The following is a 13,311-nucleotide window of genomic DNA, read 5'->3' on the forward strand; positions in this document are numbered from 1 at the left end:
GTTTGATTCGGCCCCTGATGGGCCGGCTGCTGTGGCAACAGGCGGGGTTATGGGGGGCACGGCGGGGGCCACGGCCGCTTGCGGGTCGGTCTGGACAGATTCAGGTGCCAAGGTAGACCTCCATCACGCGCTGGTCATTCTGCACGCGCTCCATACGCCCATCGGCCAGAACTTGTCCTTGATGCAGCACCGTGACCTTGGCATCGAGCGCGCGCACAAAGTCCATATCATGCTCGACCACCACGACGCTGTGATCCCCGGCAAGGGTTTTGAGCAGTTCCACGGTGCGATCCATTTCCTGATGCGTCATGCCGGCGGCGGGTTCGTCAACCAGCAGCAGCAGCGGGTTTTGCATCAGCAGCATGCCGATCTCGAGCCATTGCTTCTGCCCATGGGACAGAGCACCAGCGCGCCCATGGCGCTGATCGGTGAGGCCGACAGTCTCCAGCACCTGATCGATGCGCTCGCGCTCGGCGGGACCAAGGCGCGCGGTCAGGGTGTGCAAGACGCCCTTGGGGCCAGCCATGGCGAGTTCGAGGTTCTCCATCACGCTGTGCTGCTCAAAGACAGTCGGCTTCTGGAACTTGCGCCCGATGCCGGCCTGGGCGATCTCCGGCTCACTCATGCGCAGCAGATTCATGCGCTGGCCAAACCACACCTGCCCGGTGTCCGGTCGCGTCTTGCCGGTGATGATGTCCATCATGGTGGTCTTGCCCGCGCCATTCGGGCCAATGACCGCACGCAGTTCGCCAACATCCAGATAAAAGTTGAGCGTGTCGATGGCGCGAAAGCCGTCGAAGCTGACCGAGACATCTTCCATGTACAGCAGGGTACCGTGGGACAGATCCAGCCCCTCGACCACCCGCGGCATCAGGAAGTCATAGACCTGATCGCGGCGGAACATCTCGCGCAGCGCTGTCATGACTTCGCGGCCTCGCGCGACTTCAGCCGGCCGAGCAGACCGGCGATGCCCTGCGGCAAGAAGAGCGTCACCAGCACGAAGAGCGCGCCCAGGGCGAACAGCCAGAAATCCGGCAAGGCGGCGGTAAACCAACTCTTGGCAAAGTTCACCACCACGGCGCCGATGACCGCGCCATAAAGGGTCGCGCGCCCACCCAGGGCCACCCAGATGACGATTTCGATGGAGTTGAGTGGGGCGAATTCACCCGGATTGATGATGCCAACCTGCGGCACATAGAGCGCCCCGCCGATGCCGGCGAGCACGGCGGAGAAGGTAAAGAGCGCCACCTTGACTGACTCCACACGGTAGCCGATAAAACGCACCCGGTCTTCGGCGTCGCGCACTGCGACCGCGACGCGCCCGAGGCGCGAGCGGACAATGGCGCGACAGGCGAAGTAAGCGCCTAGCAGCGCCAGCCCGGAGGCAACGAACAGCCCCAGGCGAGTAGCGTCGGACTGCAGATCAAAGCCCAGGAGATCCTTGAAATCCGTCATGCCGTTGTTGCCGCCGAAGCCCATTTCATTGCGGAAAAAGGCCAGCATCAGCGCATAGGTCAGCGCCTGAGTGATGATGGACAGATACACGCCCGTGACGCGCGAGCGGAAGGCAAACCAGCCGAAAATGAAGGCCAGCAGCCCCGGCACCAGCATGGCCATCAGCATCGCGAACCAGAACATATCAAAGCCGTGCCAGAACCAGGGCAGCTCCTGCCAGTTGAGGAACACCATGAAGTCCGGCAGCACCGGGTTGCCATAGACACCGCGATCGCCGATCTGGCGCATCAGGTACATGCCCATGGCATAGCCGCCAAGCGCAAAAAAGGCACCATGCCCGAGGCTGAGAATACCGAGATAGCCCCACACCAGGTCGACCGCCATGGCCAGCAGCGCATAGGTCAGATACTTGCCAAGCAGCGTGACCGTGTAGGTCGGCAGATGCAGCGGGCTGCTCTCGGGCAAGCTGGCCAGGATCGGCACAATGACAATGACCGCCAGCAGCACCGCCGGAAAGATGAGCGCGGAGCGGTCACCAGCGAGCAGCGGGGAGAGTGACAGACGCGAGGGAGCCATGGCTCAGGACTCCGCCGCGCGGCCTTTCTGCGGGAACAGCCCTCGCGGTCGCCGCTGGATGAACAGAATGATGAACACCAGCACCAGAATCTTGGCCAGCACGGCGCCCGCCCAGGGCTCGAGTACCTTGTTGGCAATGCCCAAACTGAGGCCGCCAACCAGCGTGCCCCAGAGATTGCCGACCCCACCAAAGACCACCACCATAAAGCTGTCGACAATATAGGCCTGCCCCAGGTTGGGACCGACATTGGTCAGCTGCGACAGCGCCACCCCGGCTACCCCGGCAATGCCCGAGCCAAGGCCAAAGGTGAGCGCATCGACGCGTTGGGAATGCACGCCCATGGCGCGCGCCATGGCACGATTTTGCGACACCGCGCGCACCTGCAATCCCAGGCTGGTGCGGCGTAGCAGCAAAAACAGCAGCGCAAAGACAATCAGACAAAAGAGCAGGATGAACAGGCGGTTATAGGTGAGCGACAGCACGCTATTGACCTGCCAGAAGCCGCTCATCCAGTCCGGATTCGCCACCGGCACATTCTGCGGCGACACCAGCGTGCGCACCGCCTGCTGCAAAATCAGGCTGATGCCGAAGGTGGCCAGCAGCGTCTCTAGCGGTCGGCCATAAAGAAACCGAATCACGCCGCGCTCGATGGCGATGCCGACCAAACCGCAGAAAACAAAGGCCGTAGGAATCGAAAGCAGCAGCGCCACCCCGGAATAGCCCGGCAGGGCGACCTGCAACAGATAGGTGGTGTAGGCGCCGAGCATGATTAGCTCGCCATGCGCCATGTTGATCACGCCCATGACACCAAAGGTGATGGCCAGGCCGATGGCCGCGAGCACCAACACAGAGCCGAGACTTAGGCCAAAAAACAGCGTCTCGAGCTGGCCAAAAAACGCGATGCGTTGATCGATGCCTACTAGCGCATCGGTTGCCGCCGCGCGCACCTGGTCGTCGGGATCATTCTCCGCCAGGCGCGCCAGGGCGTTGCGCACCCGCGGCTCGAGACTTTTCTTCAGTTCCGCGATGGCGGCAAGTCGCTGCTGCAGATCACCGCTCTCGAGCAGGCCCAAGGATCGGGCGGCGTTCAAGGCTGCAAGCACGCGGTTATTGTCTTCAAGCTCCAGACGCTCAGCAATCAACGCCTGATTCTCCCCGCCTGGGTTCTCCAACATCGCTTCGGCCGCGCGCAGGCGCACGCCAGGATCAGGATCAGTGAGTTCCAAACGCGCCAATTGCGCTTCGATGCGCGCGCGCATCAGGTTGTTGATCGGCAGGCGCTTGGCCTTGCGCTTGGTCTCCAGGCCCAGATCCTCCCCGGTCACGGCATCGGTCAGCGCGAACCTGGAGCCCTGCTCGCGCACGAACACCAGACGACTGCTGGACTGATGACGACGCAGGTGCCCCTCGAGCAAACCGCGCAGCAAGGCCGCCGCTTGCGGATGTCCGCTATCCGCGATGGCTTCAATGCCCTTCGCCTTGACCGTGAAATCCCGGTCGAGGATAAGCGCAAAGGCCGCGTCCAGCTTGGGATCATCGGTTTCGACCTCCGCCGCCAATGCCTGTGTGGCTGTCAGCAGCAGCATGAGCGCAAGCAGCGCGAAGGTCAGACGGGGTGTGGTTGGCTGTGGCTGCATAAGGGGAACGTTAAAGATCGCCTGGGGAACCGCCATCGCGGCTGATGGATACTCGTTTGCAACCAACACGTGGCAATGCGTCTTCAACTCTGAGGTTGGTCGCGAGCGGTCGCCGTCGAGGGTAATGACGGCCGCTCGCGCCTCTAGCCCCGGCGCTTAAGCGCCGGGGCCAAAATGCACCGGCTTCAGAAGTTCTGGCCCGAGCACTTGCCGGTCTTGACGTTGTAGTTACCGCAGGACAGGGGGGCGCGCCAGTCGGCGATGATGTCCTTGGAGCCCGGCAGGAAGTTCGACCAGGCGTCGCCAACCACCAGCCCTGAGGTCTCCCAGACGACCTGGAACTGACCATCGTCCTGAATCTCACCGATCAGCACTGGCTTGGTGATGTGATGATTAGGCATCATCGCCGAGTAGCCGCCTGAAAGATTGGGCACTGAGACGCCAATAATGGCATCGGCCACGGCCTCGGGGTCGGTGGTACCAGCCTTCTCGACCGCGTCGACCCACATGTTAAAGCCGATATAGTGGGCTTCCATCGGGTCGTTGGTCACACGATCTTCGTTCTTGATGAACTTGTGCCAGGCCTCGATGAACTCATCGTTCCCTTCGCTCTCGACACTCATAAAGTAATTCCAGGCGGCCAGATGGCCGACCAGCGGCGCGGTGTCGATGCCAGAGAGCTCTTCCTCGCCCACTGAGAAGGCGACCACCGGGATGTCGGTCGCGGAAATTCCCTGGTTGCCCAGCTCTTTATAGAAGGGCACGTTGGCATCGCCATTGATGGTGGAGACCACTGCGGTCTTCTTCCCGGCCGAGCCGAATTTCTTGATGTCCGAGACGATCGACTGCCAGTCGGAATGACCGAATGGCGTGTAGTTGATCATGATGTCTTCCTCGGCTACGCCATTGTCCTTGAGGTAGGCTTCAAGGATCTTGTTGGTGGTACGCGGATAGACGTAATCGGTCCCGGCCAGCACCCAGCGCTCGACACCGAGATTGTTCATCAGATAATCCACCGCCGGGATGGCCTGCTGATTGGGCGCCGCGCCGGTGTAGAAGACATTGCCGGAGGACTCCTCGCCCTCGTACTGCACTGGATAGAACAGCAGACTGTCGAGCTCCTCGAACACCGGCAGCACGGACTTGCGCGACACCGAGGTCCAGCAACCAAAGACTGCGGCCACCTTGTCCTTTTCGATCAGCTCGCGCGCCTTCTCAGCAAACAGCGGCCAGTCAGAGGCCGGATCGACCACCACGGCCTCAAGCTTCTTACCGAGCAGCCCGCCCTTCTCGTTCTGTTCATCGATCAGCATCAGCATGGTGTCCTTCAGCGTGGTCTCGCTGATGGCCATGGTGCCGGACAGGGAATGCAGGATGCCGACCTTGATGGTGTCGTCCTCGGCCAGGACCGGGGTTGCCAAAGTCACCCCAGCGGCCAGCGCGGCGGCCAGCGGGAGGTTTTTCAGAGATGTCGCAATGGGCATGATTTGAGTACCTTAATCAGAGCCGTCATTCACGGGAAAATGTCGCAGTCGCGGGACCTAGCCCCAAGGCAGACTGCTCGACCGTAGGGATTAAGCATCGAGCATGCCAGGCTTCAGTTATTGAGGTAAGGACAGGCAGCACATTGATAATTCGCAACGCCAGAAACCAACTCCATGGCCAAGAACGCACCCCAAAAGAGCGTCCACTCAGGCGCCGCGCACCATTAAAGCGCGCGTCTGGCGTCTGTCCACTTATTCCGACAGCACGCGCAGCCTCCAAGCCCCGAAAACGCTATCAAAGCCCGCGAATCTGGCCGCGAACTGGAGTCTCGACAAAGAGCCCGAGATCGAACAACTGATTGATTAAAAAAAAGCTGTTCTGGCAGGAGACGCCGGCGGCTTGCTCACGCGCCTCGGCGATGGCGGCTGGGCTATGAAGGCCATCCACAAATAATTCCGCCAACTGACGGCTGCGAGGCTGGTTGGCGACGGTCACCCGCTTGGCCAGCGCGCGAAACAGCAGATGGGTATCGTCAGGGCAATCGATGCGGAGGTCCGGGCGCAGCCGCAGCGGGACATCCAGCGGCGGAAAGCGGAGCATGTGCGCGTCAATCATGCCCTCAATCTCCGCGTCGAAGCCCCTGGCATCCGAGAAAAAGGCCTCTCCCAGGACCCGGTATCCTTTCGGATTGGCCTCCGAGGCCGGACAAGGGGTGATCAGTTGAATTCGCTGTGCCCATAGATTGATCAGAAATCCGGAGACGCAGGCAATGGTTGTTGGGGTTTGCGTCAAGGTCGGACTCGCGGACGCGAGAAGTCGCCCGGCGCGTGCCTTGCGGAACCTGGGGTTGGCACCGCGATTCTGCGGGAGCAGTTCGGTCAGCAACAGTTCGCTCGGACTGAAGGCAGTGTGCACCTGCGTGGCAATGGCATGCGACAATATCGAGAAGCGATTAAGTACCCCGCTTTCCTCACCAAGCTTGACCAGCGCGCGGGTGCGTGCAATGTCGGCCATTGGCCGAGCGGTAGTGGTCTGCGGCCAACGGCCGAGCACTTGATGAAAATGCCGCAGAAAGACCTCGTAGTCCGGGTTATCGAACGGTTCAGTCGCCCAGTAACAAAAGGCATTGCCAACGGCAGGGCCGATACGCTCAAGGAGCGACTCCAGCACAGCGCGCCATAGGGCCAGATGCTCGGAAGTCGCTCGCCAGACGCGACCCTGCAGAGAGTCGGAAGCCAGCGCGCAAAACCAGCAGCCGACCGAGCAGCCTTCGCATAGCTCGAAGCTGACCGGTGTATGCACGATGGCGTCGGCCTTGTCCGCGGTTATCTGCCCGGACAAGCGGCCCACTTGGCGATCCCACCAGGCGGCCATGCGCGGCTCGATCGGTCTGTTGCTGCGCCTGTGGGCGTCGCGCCAGTGAAGTTTCTCGCGCAGATGCGCGCAATAGCGACGCACCGCCCGCGGCTGATCCGGCAGGTCATACCCCTGATGGACCGCCTTCAGCAGCGCATCGGACTGCCCAGATGCTAGCAAGGGCGCCACGTCCTCGGCAGGCAACCCAATCCCCCGCTCATCCAGCGCATGCTGCGGGCTCTGCGCCCAGGCATCGCGAAAGGCGGGATCGATGTTCCAGCACTCAAGCACGCGCTTGACGAGCGCGACCTCCTCAGTGTACTCCGCCGGCGCATCGCGTGGCGCCTCAAGCAATGGATGGAACCCCCAAGCCCGCTCGCGCTGCCAGAAGGTCGCCACAGCAGCAGAATCGGTCTCGGCACAACGATTCCCCAATGACTCCCCAGCGTCACCAATGTGAGAAGCGGTCGGAGAATTGGGCTGGGAGAGATGCACTGACGCGGGCAAAGGCTGCGGCGGCGTCATGCCGAAGTGGCCGCTTCCCGTGACGCTGGAGCGATCTCGCTCGGCGCGAGCAGGGTACCTTTCTCGAACAGCTCGTGCAGCAAAAGCAGCGTATGTTCTGGCGCCACTCCCGCCTCAGCCATGCGCGTCTCGGCCAGCTCGGCGACACTGCGAGTGCCATCAGTTAACAAGTCGAGCAGCCTTTGTGGCTGTGGTTGCCCGGATATTGGGAAGGCTAGCTGTGAGATCACGCGTAGGTCGCCATTGTCAGCGAGCTTGATGCGCTGATTGGGTCGCAGGCGCACCAGATCGCGCAACTCAAGAGTCGCCGGCATCTGACGCTCGATCATCAACTCGATGGCGTCGGAGAGCGCTTGCGCGTTGTCGAACCGCGCCTCCTCGAGCACCTGAAACCCGAGGGGCCACTGCTCGCTAGCAGCGCAAGGCGTAATGAGTTGAACGCGGCGGTCAACCATATTGAGCAGAAAGCCCGACACGCAGGCCGTGGTTGAAGCATTGGAGCCCAAGGACAATTCCCCGCCGCGCCGATCGGCGTGGTCCTGCGCGCGGCCGATGTTCGCTTTCTTGTGATGGTCGTCGGACTCGCGGTTTTGCGGAAGCAGTTCCACGCGCAGCAGCTCCTCGGCCGAGAATGCCCGATGCACCTGGTCAAGCACCGACAGGCTCAGTATCGAGAAGCGGTCGATATGTCCACCAAGCGACAAGGAGAGGCGCAGCAGGCGTCTGGTGCGCTCGACATCCGCGGTCGGCTTCGCGGTGGTGGTCTGCGGACAACCGCCAAAGGCGGCGTGAAAGTCAACCAGAAAACGCTCGTAATCCGGATGATCGAGCGGTTCAGTCGCCCAATAGAGGAACCCATGGCGCGCCGCGGTCGGACCGATCACGGCACCGAGTACCTCGAGCACTTCGCGCCAGAGACGCGCATTGGCGTCGCTATAAGGCCAGATGTCCTCGAGCTTAGCGGCCCGCAGGGCACAGAACCAGCAGTGTACCGAGCAGCCGCGCGTCAGCTCGATAGACAGTGGTGCATGGACAATGCGATCCGCCTTGACCGCCCCGACCTCACCACCCAGACGATAAACCTGGCGCCACCACCATTTCGCCAGCCGCGGATGCCGCGGCTCATTCTCCAGCCGGTGGCCATGGCGATGGCGGATCTTCTCGCGGATAAAAGCCCGGTAGCGCAACACCGAGTTTGGGAAGGTGCTAGTGTCCCCGCGCGCGATGGCGTCGTTCAGGGCCAACGCGGTTTCATGATCGATCAGCGGATGCAGCTGCCGCGGTGACAGTTTGAGATCGAACCGACGCAAGGCCGCAGCCGGATCGCGCGCGTAATCCTCGCGCATGCGCGCGTCGCTGACCCAGCGCTCGAGCGCGCGCTTGGTCTCGGCGACATCGACCCTGTAGTCATGCGGGACCTGGTCGAGGTCGCCAAGCAGCGAGATGAAGCCAGCCGCGGCTTCTTCGGCAGGAAAATGCGACTGTTGCTGGTCGCCGGGATGCTGGGACATAAGGGTTCCTTGAGGTGACCTGAATGATCCGAACTAGGTACCGGAGACAGTCGCCGCAACCTCCACCACGGTCACCACCTGAATCTGCTCTTCGAACTCACAGGTCACCACCGCGCAGGCATCTAGCACTACAGTCACGCTCTCGCTTTGATCGGTGACGACCTCGGTACTGGAGCTGCTACTGGCATCCCCGCCACCTGCCACCCGGTCAAGCTCGTCATCGCTAAGCTCACCGCCGACCGCGGTTGCAGGCGCCATGGGCACGACCAGGTAGCGCCGTTTCTGGGAATTCTGCAATACCCGAATCTGCTGACCCTCGGAGAGCGGGAAACGACTCTCGAGCAAGCCGATCAAGCGGTCCTTATCCGGATGAGCGTCGTTCATGTCGACAGGCAGCACCACGTGTTGGATGAGATCGGTGTCCGCGAGCGCGATGACCTCGGTCTCATCGCCAAGATGAATGCCCTCCTCGCGCAGCACGGTCTTGGAATCGGCGAGCAGGCGTTCGCGATACGCGGAATCCTTCCAACTCTTAGCAATGGCGGAAGCAAAAATGGTATTGGCTTTGATACTGACGGACATGTAGCGCTCCTCTTTCTCTGTTTGAACAGCGGACCCAAACCCATCCGTCGGCATTTGAACAACACCCCGGCGGACAATGAAATCTATCATGCACCCTCATGTAGACACTTGACCTGCGGCAGACGTATGGCTCGCAGCGCCCCGCCAGTGGGCGCTAATCCGCCCTCCGGGAAAATCCTGATGCCGAGGGAAAGCTGGCTGTTCGCCACGAATCGCGAGACTGATCAGGCGATCGTCCAGCGCAAGCGCCAGCCTCGCATCAAGCAACTCGCCACAAAGCGCACTGACTTGGTGGTCGGTCAACCGCATCACCGGCCCTTGCGTCGGCGCTCGGGCCAAGCCGGCCTGCAGATCCTCAAAACGCACGGCCGCATCGCCCAACTCGTAAAGCGCGCGCAGCGGCCCCTTGAGACGATGGTGGCGGCTCGCCGCGCAGCCACGGGTGTCAAGAATATCGAGCCCCTCCCCCGCGTCCGACCGCGCGAGTATTGGCTGCAGCGGTGCGCGGAAAAAGGTGTCAAACCACGCGGTGGTGACATCGCAAAGACGCGCCACACCCGGCGGGAGCTGAAAATCGAAATGGCCGGCAATGGCGTAGCGACCGTCCGGACCAATGGGCACTGGATCATGCTCGAAGAAATATGACAGCTCGGTCAGGTCCGCCTCACCGAGCGGATACACCAGTGGCATCGCCGGATGGGGCCGCAATCGCAAGCCGTAAGCCTCTGGATCGCGGTGATAATCGCTGAAGCGGTCAAAACGCAAGCGCAAGACGACACCAGGCGCGAGGTGTTCAATGGCTGGCAACCATTCCGCAGTCTGCCGATGCCAGTCGTCCCGCTCGCCTGGCAGCCCCCAGAGTAAGTTGTAGGTGCTCAAAATGCCGAATTCGCGCGTCCACTTGAGCAACTGCAGATTCTGCCAGGCTTCGACGCCCTTGTTCATCAGTTGCAGCAATTCGCTGTGCAGCCCTTCCAGCCCGACTTGCACATAATGAATACCGGCATCGGCCAAAGCACGAACCTGATCGCGTGACAACCCCGCGCGGATCTCGCAGAACAAACGCCGTGGCGGGCCCTTTGTCCGCGGTTGTAAAGGCCCCTGCTCAGCGGACGGATCAGCCAGTCGCTTTGCCAGATGGATGGTTAGCTCACGCAGCAGTCGCGGCGGCGGCACGTTGTCGACGAGTTCGAAATCCCGACACTGGTGCCGCAGTTCAAGGGCGTCCATCTCGGCGATGAGCCGTTCGGTGCGCTTACCGCGCTGACGCAGACGCTCGCCGTTTAACCCGCAGAAGCTGCAGCGGCCCCACCAGCAACCGCGCGAGCCCTCAATCGGCAGACCGGGGCGGATGTTGGATTCGAGCCCAAGCCGGCGGACCCAATCGAAAAACGGCTGGTAATTCGGCACCGGGCTGGCGTTGAGATCGGTGCAAATAGCAAAACGCTCCATGTGCGGACGCTGATAGCCGGCCTCGCCGCGCGCGCGGTTTGCCGGCCCCCAAACACCCGCTGCGAGCGCCGCGAGCGGTATCTCGCGCCCATGCTCCAGGATCTGCTGCACCAGGGACGCGATCAGTCCCTCACCCTCGCCGCAGACGACATAATCGACCCAGGGAAAACAGCGATGGCTCGCCAGCCCCATCGGCCCCTCGCAGTTGGCACCGCCAAGCAAGGTGATGACATCTGGGGCCAGCCGCCTGACTTCGCGCAGAATCGCCAACGAAGCACCATGCTGCTGAAAATTCGAGCTGCAGCCGATAATGGGCGCGCGCGAGGCGAGCAGGTAGCGCGCGGCGAGGCGAACAAATTCGCTCGCCTGGCGGCGGTAATTGGTGCAGCCCTCGACCACCGCCTGCACCGCCGCCGGGTCCGGCTCCGGCTTGCCGAGCATGTAGCGCGCCAGCGCATTCAGATAGCGCCGGTCGGTATCAGGGCGAGCACCAAAAGCCGCTTCGCCAAACAGCCAGTCACCAAAATAAAACTTCAGATAGCGATAGGGCCGATCATGGGCGCGACTGCCATGGCGTTTGGCGAACCAGAGATTGAAGTAACAGCTCTGCGCGGCGATGCCGGCCTGATCCAATGCCGCCTGCAGCAAGCCCAGCGCCGGTAATGGCCGCGGCAAGGGCGCGAAGGGCATGGACACCAGACACACTGTCGAGCTCGATGGGTGGGGACCGCATAGCTCTGCGTCTCCTTTAACTGTCTCGCAATCATGTTTTGCGGACCTCATCATAGCGCCCGCGCCAATGCCTTAGGTGTATCACATAGATGCTCATGGCTTACCCTGCATACAGGCAGCAACCGATCCTTCTCTGGCCGCAAGAACCAGCAGCGAAAAAGACACGCGCTCATGACCGGTAGAAACTCGCGATCAGATCTGAGATGCGCGCAGCAGCGGCGGGGTCCTCGACGCCTCGCAGCGGGTTGGCGACAGCCGCCGTCAATGCCCGCAAGACACCAGGCGGGCCATGGTTGCGCAGCTCCGCCTGGAGGGCGTCCCCATCGCCCGCGCGCGCCAAAGCCGCCAGGTGCCGGTAGCGCCGCGCCTGCTCCGGGTGCATCAGCGCCAGGGTCTCGCAACAGCCAGCAACTCCGGGCAGATGCCGCAAGCGCAACAGCAGCGGTACAAGCAGCTCCGGAATCCGCAGCGGCCGCCGCGGTAAGCCCGTGGTATGCAGCTTCAGGCTATGGTGCTGGCGCATGTGATCGACCAGCAGGCGCGCCAGATCCTGCCCGGCCGCAGGGTCGTTGAGCCTTCCGTCGTCCAAATAAAAGTCCTGCCCGGCCGCACAAAAGTCGTCGCTGATGGCCGTCAGGCGCTCCATATCCAGACCGGGCTCGCGCTCGAGCCGGCAGAGAATATTCGACACCCCCGGCGCCACCACACGCACAGTTGGAAATTGCAGTATCGGGTGGGTCAGATCGACAATCATCAGCTCGCTTCCAAGCCTTGCGATGCAACGCTCGAGCTCGGCGATCTCCGCACCACAGTCGCGATCCGGCGCCGCAGGCGGGAAACTCACCACAGGCCCTTGCGCCATAAAGCTGAGCTCGCCGGGATACTCGTAGCTGCGCAGCAGCGGATAGAGCGGATTCGGGCGTCCCGATTCCTCCGGCAGATGCTTGAACAGCTGATGCCAAAGAATGTCGTAGGGATTGCTGGCGTCGGCCGCGAACACCCGCCAGCGGCTCTGGCTTTCTTCGGTCAGGCAGCGGATCAGGGCCTCGCGCGGACGCGGTGATGCGGCGACACGAAAGCGCTGATAGGCATAAGCCGTCTTGAGCGGATTCCCGGCATCCTTCATGCGCGGGTCGGTCATCATCAGGCCGATGCAGGGCAGGCCCAAGCCGAGCGAGAAATCCTTGATTTGCCAGTCGATACCGCGGTCCGCGCAATAGCGAAGAAAAGCCGCGACCGCGGGATCATCCGGCAACGAGTCCGGGTCGATGGTCGGCAACTCGGGCTGCTCAATGATCGCGCTAACCGCCGCAAAGCGCTCCAGCACCTCACAGATGCCCTGAATGGTGGCTTCCTCCAGCGTATTTCCCGAGGCCAGTCCATTGGTGCCGGACACCCGCTCGATCAGCGGCCAAGGCAGGCGCACCGCGGCCTTGCGGCTCAGCGACCAGCCACTGACCCAGTGCTGACTGAGCGCATCCGCAGCCAGCAGGCGTTCGCTCGCCGCATCTGTAGTCTTAGGCGCAACCAGCCAAGTGAGAGGAATTGCCTGTTTCACCTCCGCCGCCGTGCCACGCCGGTAGCCGGTCAAGTAGGCACCCTGGCAAAAGGCGTCGTAACCGGCCACCCGGGTAGCCTCCGGCAGCGGCTGTCGAAAGCGCAGGCTGCGAAAATACAGCCCGGCCGAAAAGCGCTCAGCCAACTCGGCAAACGCACTGGCGCGCGCCAGCGCCGGCGACACGCCTTTGCCGGAAGCCTCCATGCCGAGTTCATCACAGCGCACCCGTAACCAGCTCAGCTCGCGATTCCCGCCAAGGGTGCCCGATGTTTCGCCGATTTTCAGCCCCAGCCGGGCAAACCCGGCCTGAATGCGCGCGATGGTATGACTCACTGGCGCGCATTTGAAGGTTTCAGCGTCCCGTCTCCAGGCGCTGCCCGCGATCGTCAGCGGTGAGTCCGTCATTGCCGAATCCAGCATGGCTGATCTCCGTTGGGCAGG

Annotated in this window: 9 protein-coding genes; all 9 read right to left on the reverse strand. The window is 62.3% G+C overall.

Going from position 1 to position 13,311, the window contains the following annotated elements; translation table 11 throughout:
- Positions 1 to 100: 100 nt before the first annotated feature.
- Positions 101 to 922, reverse strand: coding sequence for an urea ABC transporter ATP-binding protein UrtD (gene urtD / locus Thiosp_RS13250; RefSeq protein WP_201067995.1), 822 nt, complete (start codon positions 920 to 922; stop codon positions 101 to 103).
- Positions 919 to 2,031 carry an urea ABC transporter permease subunit UrtC gene (gene urtC, locus Thiosp_RS13255; protein ID WP_201067996.1) on the reverse strand — a complete coding sequence of 371 codons (1,113 nt, stop codon included), beginning with the start codon at positions 2,029 to 2,031 and terminating at the stop codon, positions 919 to 921. The genes urtD and urtC overlap by 4 nt, the downstream gene beginning before the upstream one ends.
- A gap of 3 nt (positions 2,032 to 2,034) precedes the next feature.
- Positions 2,035 to 3,669 carry an urea ABC transporter permease subunit UrtB gene (gene urtB, locus Thiosp_RS13260; protein ID WP_242518734.1) on the reverse strand — a complete coding sequence of 545 codons (1,635 nt, stop codon included), beginning with the start codon at positions 3,667 to 3,669 and terminating at the stop codon, positions 2,035 to 2,037.
- 185 nt (positions 3,670 to 3,854) lie between these two features.
- On the reverse strand, positions 3,855 to 5,153 hold the full coding sequence (gene urtA, locus Thiosp_RS13265) for an urea ABC transporter substrate-binding protein (protein ID WP_201067997.1): 1,299 nt from the start codon (positions 5,151 to 5,153) through the stop codon (positions 3,855 to 3,857).
- Between the two features lie 295 nt (positions 5,154 to 5,448).
- Entirely contained in the window at positions 5,449 to 6,909 is a 1,461-nt protein-coding gene (locus Thiosp_RS13270; RefSeq protein WP_201067998.1) for a radical SAM family RiPP maturation amino acid epimerase, read from the reverse strand.
- A gap of 122 nt (positions 6,910 to 7,031) precedes the next feature.
- Positions 7,032 to 8,546, reverse strand: a complete 1,515-nt coding sequence (locus tag Thiosp_RS13275) for a radical SAM family RiPP maturation amino acid epimerase (protein WP_201067999.1) — start codon at positions 8,544 to 8,546, stop codon at positions 7,032 to 7,034.
- A gap of 33 nt (positions 8,547 to 8,579) precedes the next feature.
- Positions 8,580 to 9,128, reverse strand: a complete 549-nt coding sequence (locus Thiosp_RS13280; RefSeq protein WP_201068000.1) for a nitrile hydratase subunit alpha — start codon at positions 9,126 to 9,128, stop codon at positions 8,580 to 8,582.
- A 96-nt stretch (positions 9,129 to 9,224) separates the two neighbouring features.
- The gene (locus Thiosp_RS13285) at positions 9,225 to 11,285 is read right to left on the reverse strand and encodes a RiPP maturation radical SAM C-methyltransferase (protein ID WP_201068001.1); all 2,061 of its coding nucleotides are present in this window, start codon (positions 11,283 to 11,285) and stop codon (positions 9,225 to 9,227) included.
- Positions 11,286 to 11,481: 196 nt separating this feature from the next.
- Positions 11,482 to 13,290, reverse strand: a complete 1,809-nt coding sequence (locus Thiosp_RS13290) for a YcaO-like family protein (protein WP_201068002.1) — start codon at positions 13,288 to 13,290, stop codon at positions 11,482 to 11,484.
- Positions 13,291 to 13,311 lie beyond the last annotated feature (21 nt).

This window comes from Thiorhodovibrio litoralis (assembly GCF_033954455.1).
Classification (GTDB): Bacteria; Pseudomonadota; Gammaproteobacteria; order Chromatiales; family Chromatiaceae; genus Thiorhodovibrio; species Thiorhodovibrio litoralis.